General features: G+C 48.3%; 19 protein-coding genes. 11 read left to right on the top strand and 8 right to left on the bottom strand.

All coding sequences use genetic code 11. The annotated features are described in order from the left end of the window. Positions 1-11: 11 nt before the first annotated feature. Both JUB14_RS03620 and JUB14_RS03625 read left to right on the top strand, forming a co-directional pair. Complete coding sequence (locus JUB14_RS03620) at positions 12-821, top strand: CPBP family intramembrane glutamic endopeptidase (RefSeq protein ID WP_207504398.1); 810 nt, start codon at positions 12-14, stop codon at positions 819-821. A gap of 3 nt (positions 822-824) precedes the next feature. Further along, positions 825-1,706, top strand: a complete 882-nt coding sequence (locus tag JUB14_RS03625; protein ID WP_207504399.1) for an NmrA family NAD(P)-binding protein — start codon at positions 825-827, stop codon at positions 1,704-1,706. Positions 1,707-1,813: 107 nt separating this feature from the next. On the opposite strand, the gene JUB14_RS03630 is transcribed toward JUB14_RS03625, so the two are convergent. From JUB14_RS03630 to JUB14_RS03640, 3 genes are read right to left on the bottom strand one after another with little or no spacing between them, the layout of a single operon-like run. Next, positions 1,814-2,122, bottom strand: a complete 309-nt coding sequence (locus JUB14_RS03630; RefSeq protein WP_207504400.1) for a hypothetical protein — start codon at positions 2,120-2,122, stop codon at positions 1,814-1,816. A gap of 13 nt (positions 2,123-2,135) precedes the next feature. Next, on the bottom strand, positions 2,136-2,378 hold the full coding sequence (locus JUB14_RS03635) for a hypothetical protein (protein WP_207504401.1): 243 nt from the start codon (positions 2,376-2,378) through the stop codon (positions 2,136-2,138). Positions 2,379-2,401: 23 nt separating this feature from the next. Further along, positions 2,402-3,838 (bottom strand): NADP-dependent isocitrate dehydrogenase, encoded by a 1,437-nt coding sequence (locus JUB14_RS03640; RefSeq protein ID WP_207504402.1) that lies wholly within the window; start codon positions 3,836-3,838, stop codon positions 2,402-2,404. A 108-nt stretch (positions 3,839-3,946) separates the two neighbouring features. Between JUB14_RS03640 and JUB14_RS03645 the strand changes: the two genes are divergently transcribed. The 6 genes from JUB14_RS03645 to JUB14_RS03670 all read left to right on the top strand — a co-directional run bounded on the left by JUB14_RS03645 (position 3,947) and on the right by JUB14_RS03670 (position 8,872). Beyond that, complete coding sequence (locus tag JUB14_RS03645; protein ID WP_207504403.1) at positions 3,947-4,870, top strand: LysR family transcriptional regulator; 924 nt, start codon at positions 3,947-3,949, stop codon at positions 4,868-4,870. Between the two features lie 142 nt (positions 4,871-5,012). Beyond that, a complete protein-coding gene (locus JUB14_RS03650) occupies positions 5,013-5,411 on the top strand; it encodes a hypothetical protein (RefSeq protein WP_207504404.1) in 399 nt (132 codons plus the stop codon). Positions 5,412-5,448: 37 nt separating this feature from the next. Then, positions 5,449-6,357 carry a CPBP family intramembrane glutamic endopeptidase gene (locus JUB14_RS03655; RefSeq protein ID WP_207504405.1) on the top strand — a complete coding sequence of 303 codons (909 nt, stop codon included), beginning with the start codon at positions 5,449-5,451 and terminating at the stop codon, positions 6,355-6,357. Between the two features lie 23 nt (positions 6,358-6,380). Then, a complete protein-coding gene (locus tag JUB14_RS03660) occupies positions 6,381-6,830 on the top strand; it encodes a GNAT family N-acetyltransferase (RefSeq protein WP_207504406.1) in 450 nt (149 codons plus the stop codon). 408 nt (positions 6,831-7,238) lie between these two features. Further along, a complete protein-coding gene (locus JUB14_RS03665; protein ID WP_207504407.1) occupies positions 7,239-8,192 on the top strand; it encodes an aldo/keto reductase in 954 nt (317 codons plus the stop codon). 65 nt (positions 8,193-8,257) lie between these two features. Next, positions 8,258-8,872, top strand: a complete 615-nt coding sequence (locus tag JUB14_RS03670; protein ID WP_207504408.1) for a short chain dehydrogenase — start codon at positions 8,258-8,260, stop codon at positions 8,870-8,872. Positions 8,873-8,930: 58 nt separating this feature from the next. Here the strand turns inward: JUB14_RS03670 and JUB14_RS03675 are convergent, their stop codons facing one another. Then, positions 8,931-9,590, bottom strand: coding sequence for a DUF2306 domain-containing protein (locus JUB14_RS03675; protein WP_207504409.1), 660 nt, complete (start codon positions 9,588-9,590; stop codon positions 8,931-8,933). A 160-nt stretch (positions 9,591-9,750) separates the two neighbouring features. Here JUB14_RS03675 and JUB14_RS03680 point away from each other — a divergent pair, with 160 nt between their 5' ends. After that, on the top strand, positions 9,751-10,527 hold the full coding sequence (locus JUB14_RS03680) for a LytR/AlgR family response regulator transcription factor (protein WP_207504410.1): 777 nt from the start codon (positions 9,751-9,753) through the stop codon (positions 10,525-10,527). A 113-nt stretch (positions 10,528-10,640) separates the two neighbouring features. After that, positions 10,641-11,108: a hypothetical protein gene (locus tag JUB14_RS03685; RefSeq protein ID WP_207504411.1), complete on the top strand. Its 468-nt coding sequence runs from the start codon at positions 10,641-10,643 to the stop codon at positions 11,106-11,108. 86 nt (positions 11,109-11,194) lie between these two features. Here the strand turns inward: JUB14_RS03685 and JUB14_RS03690 are convergent, their stop codons facing one another. After that, a complete protein-coding gene (locus tag JUB14_RS03690; protein WP_207504412.1) occupies positions 11,195-12,460 on the bottom strand; it encodes a glycosyltransferase family 4 protein in 1,266 nt (421 codons plus the stop codon). A 442-nt stretch (positions 12,461-12,902) separates the two neighbouring features. Here JUB14_RS03690 and JUB14_RS03695 point away from each other — a divergent pair, with 442 nt between their 5' ends. Next, entirely contained in the window at positions 12,903-13,637 is a 735-nt protein-coding gene (locus tag JUB14_RS03695; protein ID WP_207504413.1) for an MBL fold metallo-hydrolase, read from the top strand. 77 nt (positions 13,638-13,714) lie between these two features. On the opposite strand, the gene JUB14_RS03700 is transcribed toward JUB14_RS03695, so the two are convergent. The 3 genes from JUB14_RS03700 to JUB14_RS03710 form a co-directional block, all read right to left on the bottom strand. Then, positions 13,715-14,023, bottom strand: a complete 309-nt coding sequence (locus JUB14_RS03700; protein ID WP_207504414.1) for a GNAT family N-acetyltransferase — start codon at positions 14,021-14,023, stop codon at positions 13,715-13,717. Positions 14,024-14,034: 11 nt separating this feature from the next. Next, complete coding sequence (locus tag JUB14_RS03705) at positions 14,035-15,486, bottom strand: NAD-dependent succinate-semialdehyde dehydrogenase (protein WP_207504415.1); 1,452 nt, start codon at positions 15,484-15,486, stop codon at positions 14,035-14,037. A gap of 163 nt (positions 15,487-15,649) precedes the next feature. After that, entirely contained in the window at positions 15,650-16,462 is an 813-nt protein-coding gene (locus JUB14_RS03710) for an SRPBCC family protein (RefSeq protein WP_207504416.1), read from the bottom strand. Between the last annotated feature and the right edge of the window lie 202 nt (positions 16,463-16,664).

A 16,664-nucleotide genomic window follows, 5' to 3' on the forward strand; every position in this document is an offset into this window, starting at 1 on the left:
CATATCAGGACATGAAGCAGCTACTAACTTATTTTGGACTGGCGTACCTGCTTTCGTGGGTAATATGGCTGCCGCTCTATGGGCCTGCTTTGGGGCTGGCCGGGTTACCCATCGTTCCCTATCACCATGCCTTAGGTGGATTGGGGCCCCTGCTGGCGGCTTTCCTGACTACGTGGCTGTATGCCCGGAAGGAGGGAGTAAGGCAACTGCTAGCTCAGTGTATACGAGTGCGGCCTTTAATGTACCTGACTATTGCCTTGCTCAGTCCATTTGTACTGGCTACTATCGCGGCTGTAATGGCCTACTATCTTAACGGAACTACTATACAGCTGAGCGGACTCCTCAGGTCGAAGGAATTCCCGGAGTTTAACCTGCTGACCTTGTTTGTGTACAATCTTTTCTTTTTTGGTTATGGCGAAGAAGTAGGATGGCGGGGCTTTGCCCTGCCCCGGCTTCAGGACCGGATGGGTACTCTTAAAGCCAGCCTAGTGCTAACGGCGTTTTGGGCCTTCTGGCACTTGCCATTGTTTCTGTACCGGCCTGGCTACACTTCTATGGATGTGGCCGGGGCAGTTGGCTGGGTACTTAGTTTGTTGACAGGAAGTATCTTACTGACCTGGCTGTACAATTCGTCCCGGGGGAGTGTGCTCATATGTACCGTTTTTCATTCGACCATTGACATCGCTTTTACGGCTGACATGGCCGATCAGCATATAGTCAGCTACATGGGCTTTTTGATAACTTTATGGGGCATTCTGACAATGAGTTTATCAGCTTTTAGAAGTAAGACTAACCTCATGGCTGTAGCCGCTAGTAAGTAATATATGACCAGAGTATTGATCACAGGCGCCACCGGAAATGTAGGAATAGCCGTCATAGAGGCACTGCATGGGCTGGACCACCAACTGGACCTTTATACAGGAGTCCGGAACCCAGAGGAGGATCAACCGGTCCTGCATAAGTATCGTCATCTTACCGTACAACGATTCGACTTTACTGATCCCCTTACGTATGGCCCAGCCCTGCAGACGTGTGATATCCTGTTTTTGTTAAGGCCTCCGCAGATTTCGGATGTAGAGCAGTATTTTGATCCGCTCATTCAGGCGGCCGTAGTAGCCAGCGTACAGCATATCGTGTTCCTGTCGGTGCAGGGAGTTGAGAACAGTAGCATCATCCCCCACCACAAGATAGAAAAGCTGATAGTTCGGAGTGGTATCCCCTATACCTTTTTGCGGCCGGCTTACTTCATGCAGAATTTTTCCACCACGCTGCATCGCGAACTGGTTACCAACAGGAGAGTATTTCTGCCTGCGGGAAAGGCCAGATTCACACTCATAGATGTGCGTGATATAGGTGCGGTAGCCGCCAAAGTTCTCATGGATCCGGACAGGCACCGTTATCAGGCCTATGACCTTACTGCTGCTGATAAACTCACGTTTGGCGAAATGGCTACTCTGCTAAGCAGCGGGTTAGAGACAACAATTCGCTACGAGTCACCCGGATTGCTGCGCTTTTTCTGGACTAAAAGAAGGGAGGGGATGCCGGTACCGTTTATTCTGGTCATGATTATGCTCCACTACCTGCCCCGCTTTCAGAAAGAGCCGCCCGTAACCCAGTGGGTGGAAGTACTGACGGGTAGATCGCCTGGTACATTTACCCAATACATCAACGACCATAAGCAGGTACTTCTGGGAAAGGCTCAATAGGTCACGGATAGGTACTCTAACATAAAACAGATGATTCCTAGCAAGGGGACTGGCCGTAGCCACCATGCACCGCAGGCAGACTATAACCAGTCCCATTTCTAAGCCACCTATTCCAGATTCAGAGCCGACAGAACAGGTATCGATACCAACTCTACTTCAATGCTTCCTTTTACCTTTAGGTACATTCCGTTGTTGCTGGCGAAGTGCAGAAGCTCCTTTACTGACTGTCGTACTGCTTCCAGTTCCTCGATGCGTTTCAGAGAATGGAAGGCGTCACTCAGTCCGGTTTCGTGGCAGTTAAGTACCTCCAGGTTGTGGTACTTAATTTTGCTGTTTATCAGGTCCAGCAGTACAGTGCCGGCTTCATTGGGAGTGAAGTCCCCATCAATGAGTTTGAAAGAATGCAGGTTGTTCATGATCAGGCAGTTGTTAGATGAGTTGTAATTCGCTGGTTAGTTTCAGGGGCTTGTCCTGATGCTCAATATACTTCCGGACCTCATAGAGTTCCTTCTGGAGCTCCCGGATGCGCGCTTCGCGCATTTTGATGTCTTCTTCACTACTATCTTTCCGGATTTTCTCTTCGTGATACTTGATTTTGACGTTGGTCATCCGGGGGATGAGTTCGGTAGCTTCCCCGCTACCAAACTGTCCATTGATAAGTTGAATCTGCATAGTAGTAGTTAGTTGTTGTTGTTTTATTGTCCCTGCCCCATTGAGAAAGCCTGCTTACCGTCGAAGGCATATAGGTTCTCAGTTTTGATGGTATCTACATGATGCCCCTCGGCTGTAGATAGTAGCTCTATGATGTGCTGCTTGGTCATGGTATAGCCGTTGACAGGCTTGAAGCGGCAGCGCCAGTGGTCAGTGCAGAATGTTTCCTCAAAGCCATCGGGCCATACTTTGATGCCCCGGTTGGTAATCATGCTAAGCTCTACCTGCTGCGGCTGAATACCGGTCAGTTTCTGGGCCAGTTCGTCGGGGTTCAGGCCGGGCCACTGTACAAACACATCTACTCCTACCAGTTCCTTGCGGGCGGGAGCCTTGCGCTGGTACTTGGGGAGCTTCAGGGCCGTGGCATTGGCGTATGATACAGGTTTCAGGGTAGTAGGCTTATGACCTAAGTTAGCAATCACCGCCTGCGCAAACTCCTTCGTTCCTACGCGCTCCTTACTGATACCCTCTTTGTATACATCGTAGGTATGGATGCCATCCTCGATTGTCTTGATCCAGGCGTTTTGTACTTTCTCGGCTACTTCGTTTTGGCCCAGGTGGTTGAGCATCAGGACTGCCCCTTGCAGAAGCCCCGACGGATTGGCCATATTCTGACCCGCACGGCGCGGCGCCGAGCCATGAATGGCCTCAAACATCGCACATTCCTCACCGATGTTGGCCGAGCCCGCCAGCCCCACCGAGCCGGCGATCTGTGCCGCTACATCCGACAGCACGTCGCCATACAGGTTGGGCATTACGATTACATCAAAGTTTTCAGGGGTATCGGCCATTTTGGCGGCACCGATATCAATGATCCAGTGCTCGTTCTCGATGTCGGGGTACTCTTTGGCTATCTCTTCAAATACCTGGTGGAACAGGCCGTCGGTCTGCTTCATGATGTTGTCCTTGGTGAAGCAGGTAACCTTCTTCCGATTATAGGCCCGTGCATATTCAAAGGCGTAGCGGACGATCTTCTCGCAGCCGGGGCGGCTGATGAGCTTCAGGCACTGCACCACCTCGTCGGTCTGCTGGTGCTCGATACCGGCGTACAGGTCCTCCTCATTTTCACGGATAATCACAATGTCCATGTCGGGGTGCTTGGTGTGTACGAAGGGGTGCAGACTGGCACAGGGGCGTACGTTGGAGTACAGACCCAAAAACTTACGCGTAGTTACGTTGAGGCTCTTGTAGCCGCCACCCTGCGGCGTGGTGATAGGTGCCTTCAGAAACACCTTGTTGCGACGGATAGTGTCCCACGACTCCTTAGCGATACCGGAAGTGTTGCCCGCCAGGTATACTTTTTCGCCTACTTCAATCTCCTCGATCTGAAGGTCAGCGCCAGCCGCCAGAATAATGTCCAGAGTGGCATCCATGATTTCGGGACCGATGCCATCACCCTTTGCTACGGTAATTGTTGCCATGTTTACTTACGAGTTGGTATAGAGTGTTTTATTGAACTGCTGCAAAGTTGGTGAGTACTTATCATAAGTTTTTATTTATATTTACTATAGGTACTATAAATAAAATTTATGAATTACACGTTACATCAGCTACAGGTCTTCCTCAAGATCACCCAAACCCAAAGCATCACCAAGGCTGCCGAAGAGTTGTACCTTACGCAACCGGCCGTCTCTATTCAGCTCCGTAACCTGCAGGACCAATTTGAGATACCCCTGACGGAGGTAGTAGGGCGGAAGCTGTATATCACTGATTTTGGGCAGGAGATAGCCGTGGCGGCGGAGAGGATCCTAAACGAAGTACACGCTATCAACTACAAGACGCTGGCCTACAAGGGGCAGCTCACCGGTCGCCTGAAGGTGTCAGTAGTGTCAACGGGTAAGTACGTGATGCCCTACTTTCTGGCGGACTTTCTGAAGCAGCACGAGGGGGTAGAACTGGTCATGGACGTGACTAATAAGTCAAGGGTGATCGAGAGCCTGGAGCGCAACGAGGTGGATTTTTCGCTGGTGTCGGTACTACCGGATAACCTGCCGCTCCAGAACGTCGAGCTCATGCCCAACAAGCTATGCGTAGTAGCCAATACCGAAGCCCAGTACCAGGACCAGCCCTATGACTGGAGCATATTTGAAAACCTGCCGCTGATTTACCGCGAGAAAGGCTCCGGTACCCGCAGTACCATGGAAAAATTCTTTGAGAGTAATGGCATCAAAGTACGGCAAAAGCTGGAGCTGACTTCTAACGAAGCTGTGAAGCAGGCGGTGGTTGCGGGCCTGGGTTGCTCCATCATGCCAATCATCGGGCTAAAAAACGAGCTGCTCAACCGGGACCTGCAGATTATTCCGGTCCGGGACTTTCCGATCAGTACTACCTGGCAACTGGTATGGATGAAGAACAAGAACCTGTCGCCCGTGGCTGACTCTTTACTGAATTACCTGAAGCAGGAGAAGAACCGTATTATTCAGGACAAATTTAAATGGACGGAAAACTATTAAGAGGAGCTTAATGGTATAGAGGCCATACAGAGTGTCAGGAGTGATATTTGTTAACATCTATACTGTTAAAGTTTTGATATTTTAGCGGCGGATAGCTACCGGTAGCTCCACTTTTCCACCTTCTATCCTGATAGTAGCAACCATGAAAACCCTCATTTCTGAGCAATTCGCTCTGAATGGTTTACTGACCATTATTTCACTGACTATAGTATTCCATGTCCTGGTAGTACTTGGAGTAATTCCCTTTCAGATCGTATGGGGAGGCAGGCTACAGGACCAATCGCAGATGCTGGCTTTTGAAGCCGTATCTATGGCTATCAATCTGTTTATACTTGCGGCCGTCTGTGTCAGAGCCGGTATCATCAGGATCTCCGTCAATCCAACTCTACTCAGGATACTGTTCTGGATGATGTTCGGGCTCTTTCTGCTTAACACCGTTGGTAATATTTTTTCGAATAATAGCCTCGAAAGAATGATATTTACGCCCTTAACCCTGATTCTGTCTATTTTCTGCTTTCGGGTAGCCGTGAGCAAAGCTTAGTAATATGTACGCTGCTGATGCAGTAGGAGTGCCTCCTATGAATACAAAAAAAATACAACTGTTTCTGAGTTTGACATTTGGGATTAGCTGGACAGTCGGGCTCATTATGTACCTGTCGGGCGTTGAGTATGGTACTATGCAGTCTACCGTGTTCATTGCCCTATTTTATATGACAGCTCCCGCACTGGCTACTGTCATTACCCAAAAGTTCATATACAAACAGCGGCTGAAAGAATACGGCCTGACGCTGAAAAATACAGTGCCTAAAAATCTTCTGATCGCAATTGTATTTTACCTGGCATATGTCCTGCTGACAATCGGAATTATACTCCTGCTAGGCAACCTGCTAGGGGTAGAGGGGATGGGACAGGTGAGCTTCTCACAAGACGACATACTCGGAAAGATAGCGGAGTCCATGAAAGGCAGTGGCGATATCTCAGAAGTGAAACTACCGCCTCCGGCTGTACTATTTGTAGCGGGGCTACTGGGAGGCATAGTTGCCGGCTTTACGTTCAACCTGCCTTTTACGCTGGGTGAAGAACTGGGCTGGCGCGGCTTGTTCCTGAAAGAAACCCAGTCCATGGGCTTCTGGAAGTCAAATCTGCTCATAGGTACTGTATGGGGAATCTGGCATTTGCCCATAATCCTTATGGGACACAACTACCCCGGGCAGCCCGTAGCCGGTAGTCTGATGATGATCCTGTTTTGTATCGGTCTTTCCCTGCTGCATGCCATTGTACGTGTAAAGGTCAGGACCATCTATGCACCGGCTGCTTTACACGGTATGATCAATGCCGGCGGGCCCTTAACTCTGCTTTTTGTCATCAACAATAATGTACTGATAGGGAGTATTGTCGGGGTGGCTGGTGTCGTTGCCGCTCTGATCATTACCCTCATCTACCTCGGTATTGACCGGCAGTTTGTGGCAGGATACAAAAGCTTATAAAATATGAATGACAGCCAGGCCCTATGACAACTACTACTCATAATCAGGTCGAACAAGTTGGACCCGATGACTACGAAGAGATCGTAGAGGTATGGGAGGCGTCGGTGCGGGCTACCCACGATTTTCTGACGGAGGAGGATATCCAGTACTTCCGGCCGCTTATTCGGAACGAGTACCTGCAGGCCGTCGACTTATACTGCATCAGGAATGAGCAGGGCCGGATAGAGGGCTTCCTGGGTACTGCGGACTATAAAGTCGAGATGCTCTTTCTGAGGCCGGAGACAAGAGGCAAGGGCATAGGCAAGGCGCTGCTCCTTTACGCTATTCATAACCTGTCTATCACAAAAGTAGATGTCAACGAGCAAAACAGGCAGGCCGTAGGCTTCTATGAGCACATGGGCTTTAGAGTAGTAGGGCGCTCGGAGCTAGATGGTACGGGTAAACCTTACCCGATACTATATATGGGGCTTTGATATGTGCTAAAACCTCTGCCGCTACTTATTCTGGTGGTAGTACTTGAGCCTGACTCCAGCTAAAAATGGTCACTCCCTTCTATTTATCCTGGCAAAACCCTGCCTGCATCTTATCTATTAAGTACATCATGGAGTTCAGTTACAGCCAGTCTGGCTCCGGTGGTGGAGGTATTCTGCACATATACCATTTGAGCCAGCATAGGTACAGAGGTAGGTACATCGGATGCTTATCCGGATAAACATTTCATAAGTATATCAGGTAGTTAACTCTGTGAGCTAAGCGGAAGCCTTCTGAGGAAAAGTATCGGCGATTGACTGAAAACAGGTCGGCGATCTGCTTCGTCAGACAAGCTGCTGAAGATCCTGAAAAATAATTCATAACGATTGGTAATTTGAGCAGGTAAACAGATGAAAAAGAAAAAGTTAGGTAACAATGGACCAGAAGTGTCTCAGATAGGATTGGGGCTGATGGGTATGAGTGCATTCTACGGGGATCGGAATGATGAGGAGTCAGTAGCTACCATACACCGGGCTCTGGAGCTGGGAGTCAACTTTTTGGATACGGCCGAACTATATGGCCCCTATACCAATGAAGAGCTCTTGGGAAAGACTATCAAAGGTAAAAGGGAGGGTATCATCATCGCTACCAAATTTGGGGTACAGCTAAGTGCTCAGGGTAGAAAGATCGACGGTAGTCCGGAAACGGTTCGTAAGTCTGCCGAAGGTAGTCTGCGACGGTTGGGCATCGACACCATCGACCTCTACTACCAGCACCGCATGGATCCCAATGTACCTATCGAGGATACCATCGGGGCTATGGCTGACCTGGTCAAAGAAGGAAAGATCCGCTACGTGGGTATCTCGGAGGCCAGCCCTGATCTGATTGAGAGGGCGCACAAGGTACATCCCCTGACGGCAGTACAAACCGAGTACTCATTGTGGACCAGAGATGTCGAGACGGACGGTGTGCTGGAAACGGTGCGGCGGCTAGGCATCGGATTTGTTCCATATAGTCCGCTGGGCAGAGGGTTCCTGACCGGAGCCATCAAGAGTCCGGATGATTTTGAAGAGGGAGATTTCCGTAAGAGCAATCCACGGTTCACGGGCGAAAACTTCCAGAAGAATCTGGACATTGTAAACCGGCTGCAGCAGTTGGCCGGGGACAAAGGATGTACTCCTTCGCAACTGGCACTGGCGTGGGTACTGGCCAAAGGAGATGATCTGGTACCCATACCCGGTACCAAGCGCCGGAAGTACCTGGAGGAGAATGTACAGGCGGTAGATATTACCCTAAGTTCAGAAGAAGTAGCTGAAATTGATGAGATTTTTCCTCTGGATAGTACCGCCGGAGCACGGTACTGATTTTGAGAGAGAAGGTAGGAATCTTATTTCCACATTAATATTGTCTGACTTTAATAAATAACTATATGAAAGTAGTGGTAGTAGGTGCTACTGGCACCATCGGAGGAGCCATCGTCCAGCTCCTGAAGGAAAAAGGACATGAGGTGATAGAGGTCTCCCGCTCTAGCCAGCCTAGTATTGATATAGCGGAGCCTTCCACTATTGATCTTTTCTTTGATCAGGTAGGGGAGGTGGATGCTATTATAAGTGCTGCGGGGAGTGCAGCCTTTGCACCGCTGGACCAACTGACCGAGGATGATATGCAACTGAGCGTAACCAGTAAGTTGCTCGGACAGGTCAATCTGGTGCGTCGGGGTTTGCCTAAGTTGCGCCCTAACGGAGTCGCTATCATTACGGGAGGTTTTCTGGCTTATAAGCCCGCACCTCAAACATCAATGATTGCCATGGTCAATGCCGGTCTTGAGGGTTTTGCAAAAGCAGCCGCGCTGGATATAACTGAGGGACGAAGGGTCCTGGTCGTACATCCACCCTGGGTGGCCGAAACCGCCGTTAAACTGGGGATGGACGCTTCGATCTGGCCGGATGCGGCCAAAACCGCCGAAGCTTATGTGGCAGCCCTGGAAGGAACCCAAAACGGAGAACCCATTTTTGTGGAGGGATATAATCCGGTCGCATCCTGATAGGTACTAGTCATGCCGATAGCCCGCATAGCCGGGCTATCGGCATGAAGAAAGGGACTCAGTCCATCTGATGTGTAAGCGTCCGCTGCTTCTTCCTCTGTTTTCGGGCCTGCTGCGCAATCAATACTATGATGAGGAGCATGGAGAAGGTACTGGGCAGTATCTGGCTGTATGGCTTGTAGTTGGGTAGCACAGTACCCGTAAAGGCGGCAAGCGTGGCGCTGAAGGCAGAAATCATCTTGTAAATATGCTCGTAGATCCACCATTTTTTCAGGCGGGGATAGAGCCAGAAGTATTTTACCAGATCATATAACGTTACGATTGCCAGAGCGCCTAGGGTAGAGTAGATCACTACCGGACTCCAGTTTCCATCCTGCTTTTTAAGTTCCAGCATGAACAATACCCCCAGCGTCAGGGCTATGATGGCCACAATTGCATCGATGAGCGAAGCTTTTTTCTCCTTTAACCGGACGGTTCTCCACCCGGCGTAGCCCACGTAGCCCGACAGCAGGGTGAGCATCAGAAGGAAGTTATTGGAGCGGAAAAACAACCAGCCTACAAAGCCCGTCGTTACTACGGTAGTCAGCAGGTACAGAAAGAGGCGGCCCAGCCGGGCGTGCCGGGGTAGGTACTTAGGAGTAATAAGGGCGGCTCCACCTACTAGCAGAGCTGTGGTTCCGGCCAGCACGTGGATAAAAATGTTTATCTGGTGGATCATAGATAAAGGGCACACTGGTTTGGTTTTATGAGGTGTGGATGCAATAATTGGGAGTAAATTAATGGATGCCAAGCCATTATTGACTAAGTACCTTTGCCTGTGACGAAGTAGTATTGTCACAGGGCCGCCTCGCGTACCCGGATCGTAAATGGAATAGCCCATGAGAGTCAGAGCCTGGTTTGAAAATCCCAAGATCCTGCATCTGGTAGGTATAGCTGCGCTATGGGCGGTACATTTTGTGGCCGACTACTACCATTTTCAGCAGCGGGATGGCTTCCAGCAGACCTCTCCCTACCTGTTTCTGGTGCTGTTGTATGGCTGGATCGTTTTTCACAACCGGGTACTTTTTAGCGGATTATACCTATCAGGTAAGAAGCAGATGTACTTTCTCTACACCTCGCTGGCGCTTGTAGTGAGTTCTTTTAATATGTACGTTATTCTGCGTTATGGATTTGGCGCCCGGAATCCATTTCCCCAGATTATTAACTTCTGGCTGTATACCCTCCTGGGGCTGGGAGTGTACGTCATCTTCAGGTACCTAAAGGAAAGACCAGGTGCGGCGCATCCACAGCCGTTACAGGAGCAGGTACCATTAGAGGATACAGGGTACCTGAGCTGTAGCATTGACGGTGAAAAACAGCGTATTCCGTATCTTGAGATCCGGTACCTCGAGAGCCTCGAGAACTACGTCAAGATTCACACGCTACACAAGATCCACCTGGTGCGTATGTCAATGAAAGAGGCGGAGGAGCGGCTGCCCCGGCCCCGGTTTCTACGCATCAGCCGTTCGCACATTATTAATACCTCGCACATCACCTCTCTGGCACAGGACAGCCTGCAGCTCGGCTCCCATACCTTTCGGATTGGCAAAGTATACAAGAAGTACGTTGAAGATCAGCTAGAGCTGGGCGAAGAGCCGGGAGGCGCGGTTGAGTAGTGCCCCTCCTCCCAGTCTTTAAGATAAATAGGGATCAGGAGATTGTTACAATACTTTAGATTGTTTTTGGTTAAATAGAAGTAACCTTACTATACTTTTTTCGTTTGATAGGCATGGCAGGCACGGCTACAATCAGGATAAGACGAAACGATGAGTCCATCAACAGGTTTATGGCATATGGTATCTACGTGGATGATAAAAAAGTAGGAGCCATCTCCAACGAAGATACGATCCAGGTAAAGGTAACGCCGGGGCAGCATACGATCTACGCCCGGCTGGACTGGTGCTATAGCCCAACCCTGACCTTTACTGTTAAGGAGGGAGATAGCAGGACGTACAATGTCAATAGCCTGAAGAACACCAACCTGCTGATGATTGCCCTCTTCCTGGTCGTGCTGTACAATACGCTACGCTTTCTGTTTGATGTGGATAATCCCCGTTTGATTGTACTGACCTTTCCGGCTATCCTGGTGCTGCTGTATTTTCTGACCCTGGGCCGGAAAAAGTACCTGTCGCTGTCAGAAGATAAAAGTAAGCCCGCTGATAAAGCTGTCGGATCTGATATTAGTTATAAGGCGTAGTGGAGTGAGTAAGGAGTAATGACTACCTGATTAGAACCTGTTTTTCAGAGATAACCTATGCCTCTGTGACTGGCACGGAACTACTTTCAGCATAGTACTGTCGGAGTAGGAGTACTTGATTTAGATCCAGATCGGACTGCTCTTAGCAAAGCCTTCTCCAGGCGAAGTGTAGCATCCTCCAGTGTCCAGTTTAGTTTTACATTTTCATAAGCCGTTTGCCCCATTCTATCTCTTTCAGTAGGGTTATTTATAAAATACATAATCTTGTCTGCTATTTCTTCTTCTGTCAGACATAAAAAACCGGTCTCTCCATCAAGAATTGTCTCACGGATTCCTGCCTGGTTAAGTCCTACTACAGGAGTCATGCAAGCGTTAGCCTCTAGTGGAGCCAACCCAAAGGGCTCGAGTTTGGAGGCATACACCAGGCAAATAGCATTATTTAGTAAGCGCACTAACTCTCTGTCACTAATCATTTCCCTGACCTGCAAATCCACATGCAGACTTTGGGCTAGTGCAAGTACGTAGTTATAGTAGTTATCATTTTTATAGTTGCTTACCCATACCAATCGAGGACGATTTTCTTCGATTTGTGCGATTGCCCTTATGGCTATTTCTGCATTTTTGTGGAATAACAAGCTCCCCAGCCCAATTACATAGTTACCGGTTTGTCGGTCTGGTAATGGCTTAAAAGTAGAAGTATCCACTCCCAGATAGCAGACTTCACCCATTCTGTTATAGGCTCGGGCACAGCTGTCGCTGGAGAAGTAAGAGTTTACAAGAAGTGTATCTACGGATTCAATATTAATTCGTTCTTCGTGTAGCTGTACTCGTGCTGCTCTGGTCTTCCATATATCTTTGAGCCATTCCCACCAATATTTTTTAGTCAGGATAGTATGTTGACCAAGAATTTCTGGAGCTTCCCAGAAACTATATGGATGAGCCTCGAAAAAAAAGCGGTAGGGTTCGCCTAGATATAGTACACGGGGGATATTAACAAAGCGACTTATAAATGGCGCTGCGTAGAAAAAACAGCTATTCGCAAATAATACATCGAAGCCGCCATTATTTATTTCATGGGCACACTGCTGACAGTGAATTTCCATCTCCCTAATATTCACATCCTTTTCAAAAAGTACAGATTTAACTCTATCCTTGATTGGAATGCGATGCATTCTATTTAATGGTACATGATGTATTTTTACAAACTTTGGAAGTACAAGAAACCCATTAATCAAAGGATCAGGTGACCAAATTTCTATATGATGCCCCCTTTCCAAAAGGCCATTCAGGTGATAATACAGAGCTCTCGCTCCACCTCCAAAGGGTAAGTTATGCCAGACAGCTATTCTCAATAGGTGTGTAAGGTTAATATATGGAAATTTTACTGATATTTATTTATTGCTGCCTTTTTGGTTCTATTTACCTGTGATTTTTTGCTTAGATAAGATATATGCTTTATCAATTATTTAAATCGTAAATTTTATTTTTGGCAAGTGTATTTATTATAATTAGTTGATAATGCTACAGGAGTTAATTGCATATGTGCCTGATTTTACTAATTATTAAACTCAGGTAAAATTTGTAAATTATCTGTTGTATGTGCAGATCAAAAGTTCTATCAAGTTCGAACTAATAATGGTGATTTGCATTTTTTTTTATCTAACGGTATAGAATCTTATTTCTATGTTAGAAATACAACTACCTGCTGCCGGTTACTTAATATTTACAGAATCACATCTGCATTCTCTACCAGTTTGAATTGTAGTCAATAATCAGGTAGCTCATCTCATCAAAATGGAAATTTATATACTGAAAGTATCCTTTAGCTTCAATGGCCGGGAGGACAGCCTTTATCCGGTCATACTACGCGATCAACGGGACACTATTCTGGTGGACTGCGGTTACGAGGGCTTTATGCCTTTGATCGAGAAGGCCGCTCAGGTACATGGGCTATCTCTGCGTGACCATACAGGTATACTTATCACTCACCATGATATAGATCATATGGGAGCCCTGGCCGAGATCAAAGCAGCTTATCCATCGGTGAAGGTCTATACTTCAAAGTTGGATGAACCTTACGTTAGTGGAAAAGAAAAATCTTTGCGACTGGTACAGGCCGAAGCTATGTATGATTCGCTACCTGAGGAGCACAAACCGGGAGCCAAGTACTTTCAGGAAATGCTCAAAAACATGAAGCCCGTAGCGGTACATTATGCATTCTCAGAAGATGAGGAGCCTCCCTTTCTGAACGGAATACAGGTCATTCCTACGCCCGGTCATATGCCGGGTCACATTTCTATCTATTTACAGGAAAGCAGGACGCTCATAGCCGCCGATGCGGTAGTAGTGGAAGAAGGAGAACTGGAGATAGCTAATCCTCATTTTACCCTTGACCTGCACGAAGCTGTAAATTCAGTAAAAAAGCTACGGGAGCTGGAAATAGATAGGATAATCTGCTACCACGGAGGAATGGTTACTAGCGATATTGAGCTTAAACTAGCTAAGCTTATTACAAAATATACAAAGTAGCCCAGGGACGAGTGAAGGTAACTACGACCCTAGGCTGAAGTTCAAAAAGTCTGGGTGAGGTAGTACATCCGGGGCGCTTACATTGCCTTCAACTGAGGCTTATCACGCTTCCAGATATCAGTATACTGTTCCTCCTGCTTCTTGAACTGGCCCTGTACGAACGGACAGTAGGTAGTCACCATCAGGTTGTTGTCACGGGCATACTGGGCCATCCCATCAAGGAGCTGCTTGGCCAGTCCCTGGCCCTGTAGCCTCTCGACTACGGCTGTGTGGTAGACGGACATTTCTTCACCTACTATGCCTATGACCATTTCGGCTACTCGTTCATCATTTTCCATGATGACAAATGATCCCTTATCGTTAGGGACAAATTCTGCTTTGCTCATTGCTGGTTCCATTATTGTTTATCTACTCCCCCAAAGCATAGGTACTTGATCTCCATAAAGTAATCCATACCGTACTTGGAGCCTTCGCGGCCAAAACCTGACTCTTTAATACCACCAAAGGGAGCTACTTCGGTAGAGATTAACCCTTCGTTGATACCTACCATGCCGTACTCCAGGGCTTCGGCTACCCGCCAACATCGGTTTATGTCTTTACTGTAAAAGTATGATGCCAGACCATACTCAGTATCATTGGCCATCTGTATGGCCTCCTCCTCACTGCTGAAGCGGAAGATAGGCGCTACCGGACCAAATACCTCTTCCCTGGCAATGATCATATCCTCGGTAGCGTTGGCTAGTACCGTTGGCTGGTAGAATAGTCCTTCCATCCGTTCACCGCCGTAGGCTACCTTAGCTCCTTTTGAAATAGCATCCTCAACATGTTCGGTGACTTTGGTAATGGCTTTCTCACTGATCAGGGGACCAAGCTGTACACTTTTATCTAAGCCATTACCTATTTTTAGCTCACTTACGGCCTTTGAGAACTTCTCCACAAACTCATCGTATACCTGGTCCTGTACCAGTATGCGGTTGACGCACACGCAGGTCTGACCGTTGTGGCGGAACTTGGAAACGATAGCACCCTGTACGGCCGCATCCACATCCGCATCGTCAAAGACAATGAAGGGAGCGTTACCACCCAGCTCCAGCGATAGCTTTTTCAGGGTAGAAGAACACTGGCTCATCAGTACCTTGCCTACGGGCGTGGAGCCGGTAAAGGAAAGCTTACGAATCTTTGGATTCTCGCAGAACTCTTTCCCAACGCCTTTGCTGTCGGTAGTTGTAATCGTATTGTAGACGCCGGGTGGAAAACCAGCCTGCTCAGCCAGAGCTGCGATGGCTAGTCCGGTCAGGGGAGTTTCTGATGGGGGCTTGATCAATACCGGGCTTCCTGCGGCCAGGGCGGGGCCTACTTTGCGGGTAATCATCGCAAGGGGGAAATTCCAGGGAGTGATGGCCGCTACTACCCCGATGGATTGCTTGATAACTACCAGTCGGCGGTCTTTGGTAGGCGGAGGTATAACATCACCGTAGGTACGCTTGGCCTCCTCAGCAAACCATTCAACAAAAGATGCACCGTAATTAACCTCGCCCAGGCTCTCAGTTATGACCTTGCCGGACTCAATGGTCATGATACGGGCCAGTTCTTCCTTGTGCTCTATCATGAGGTCAAACCATCTCCGCATGATGGCGGATCGCTCCTTGGCGGTCAAGTCCCGATAGGCAGGCCAGGCTGCTTCGGCCGCGTCAACAGCACGGCGAACATCTTCAACGCTCATATCTGGTACAGTCGCTACTACTTCACCCGTGGCCGGGTTAGTCACCTCAAAGGTTTTACCACCGGAGGCGCTTACCCACTGGCCGTTTACGTAGGCTTCTGTTTTTATCAGTATACTTTGTTCCATGTAGTTGTAAAAAGGCTGACGGAAAGGTAATCATTTACCGTTACCTGCCGAATATATGTATTAATGTGCCATACCAGTATAATAAAAGTGTGTCGCACCAAAGATGGTACGACACATATAATGGCTGTAATTTCGGAGGCGTTACCACCGAAATTATATAGTCCTACAATGTATGTAAGGGAGTGTGGGGAGCATTCTGCTCCTGTACACTGTTGGGATCTACTCCTCGGTGCTTAGCAGTTGGATCAGGGACAACAAATTCCTCTCCTGTCTCCATCAGGTGCTTAAAGCGACGCATGTCCTGCTTAACCATCTTCTTGAATGCAGGGTTGAAAAGCTTACTCAACGTGTCACCTACGTAGCCTGCCGGTGGCTGATAGCGGATAACAGCGTGTACTTCGGTGCCTTTACCATCAATGGATTCTTTGAACTGAACTTCACCTGCATTATCTACAGCGGTACCCGGTACCGAGCGCCATACGATGCACTCATTCTCGCGGTCTTCGACTATTTCGGCATCCCATTCCAGCTTCGTAATACCTCCGGGTACCGGAGCGATCCAGTGAGAGCGCTTAGAGTCGATCTGAGTGACCTTTTCCAGGTGGTGCATGAACTTGGGCAGGTTTTCAAGCTGACGCCAATACCGATACACTTCTGAACGTGGCTTATTGATGGTGACGCTGCTGGAAAGTTCAATCGAATCCAGACTGGCACCTTCAGATGTGTCACGGCCAATGACATTGTTTACAGGGCAATAGCCGGAAGTACCACGGTAAAGGAGTGCTCCGCCAATCGTAGCAAGAAGAAGGCGTCCCAGACTAGGCTTACGTAAGCCATAGTAGGTAAGCAAAGCTCCCGCTGTGGTAGATATGATACGCTCAGTATCGCCTACATTAACACGGGACGAACCACTGGCGACAGGTTCAATCGTACTCTGGTCCTGAGTGCCAGACATACCTATTTCTGATGTGATCATAATATTGTGATGAGTTGGTTTGGTGAAACAACTCACACCAGGTCAAAAAAATCAGGCCATGGGTAGAAGAAAAAAGGGAGGGAATCTGAGAAAAACAGAGTAGGGGCAGGCGGGCCTGAATACCGGCATTTATGTAAAAGAAGTTACATGAATAATAGGTAGCAGGTTGATAAATAGAAGGTTGTGGAGGAGGAGGAGAGCG

The sequence above is a fragment of the Telluribacter humicola genome, from assembly GCF_017355935.1.
GTDB classification, from domain to species: Bacteria; Bacteroidota; Bacteroidia; order Cytophagales; family Spirosomataceae; genus Telluribacter; species Telluribacter humicola.

Coding starts and splice junctions, on each gene's coding strand:
- JUB14_RS03670 (WP_207504408.1), top strand. CDS start 8,258: ATGAAAGTAGTGGTAGTAGGTGCTACTGGCACCATCGGAGGAGCCATC.
- JUB14_RS03675 (WP_207504409.1), bottom strand. CDS start 9,590: ATGATCCACCAGATAAACATTTTTATCCACGTGCTGGCCGGAACCACA.
- JUB14_RS03680 (WP_207504410.1), top strand. CDS start 9,751: ATGAGAGTCAGAGCCTGGTTTGAAAATCCCAAGATCCTGCATCTGGTA.
- JUB14_RS03645 (WP_207504403.1), top strand. CDS start 3,947: ATGAATTACACGTTACATCAGCTACAGGTCTTCCTCAAGATCACCCAA.
- JUB14_RS03685 (WP_207504411.1), top strand. CDS start 10,641: ATGGCAGGCACGGCTACAATCAGGATAAGACGAAACGATGAGTCCATC.
- JUB14_RS03660 (WP_207504406.1), top strand. CDS start 6,381: ATGACAACTACTACTCATAATCAGGTCGAACAAGTTGGACCCGATGAC.
- JUB14_RS03640 (WP_207504402.1), bottom strand. CDS start 3,838: ATGGCAACAATTACCGTAGCAAAGGGTGATGGCATCGGTCCCGAAATC.
- JUB14_RS03625 (WP_207504399.1), top strand. CDS start 825: ATGACCAGAGTATTGATCACAGGCGCCACCGGAAATGTAGGAATAGCC.
- JUB14_RS03695 (WP_207504413.1), top strand. CDS start 12,903: ATGGAAATTTATATACTGAAAGTATCCTTTAGCTTCAATGGCCGGGAG.
- JUB14_RS03635 (WP_207504401.1), bottom strand. CDS start 2,378: ATGCAGATTCAACTTATCAATGGACAGTTTGGTAGCGGGGAAGCTACC.
- JUB14_RS03650 (WP_207504404.1), top strand. CDS start 5,013: ATGAAAACCCTCATTTCTGAGCAATTCGCTCTGAATGGTTTACTGACC.
- JUB14_RS03700 (WP_207504414.1), bottom strand. CDS start 14,023: ATGAGCAAAGCAGAATTTGTCCCTAACGATAAGGGATCATTTGTCATC.
- JUB14_RS03655 (WP_207504405.1), top strand. CDS start 5,449: ATGAATACAAAAAAAATACAACTGTTTCTGAGTTTGACATTTGGGATT.
- JUB14_RS03620 (WP_207504398.1), top strand. CDS start 12: ATGAAGCAGCTACTAACTTATTTTGGACTGGCGTACCTGCTTTCGTGG.
- JUB14_RS03630 (WP_207504400.1), bottom strand. CDS start 2,122: ATGAACAACCTGCATTCTTTCAAACTCATTGATGGGGACTTCACTCCC.
- JUB14_RS03705 (WP_207504415.1), bottom strand. CDS start 15,486: ATGGAACAAAGTATACTGATAAAAACAGAAGCCTACGTAAACGGCCAG.
- JUB14_RS03665 (WP_207504407.1), top strand. CDS start 7,239: ATGAAAAAGAAAAAGTTAGGTAACAATGGACCAGAAGTGTCTCAGATA.
- JUB14_RS03710 (WP_207504416.1), bottom strand. CDS start 16,462: ATGATCACATCAGAAATAGGTATGTCTGGCACTCAGGACCAGAGTACG.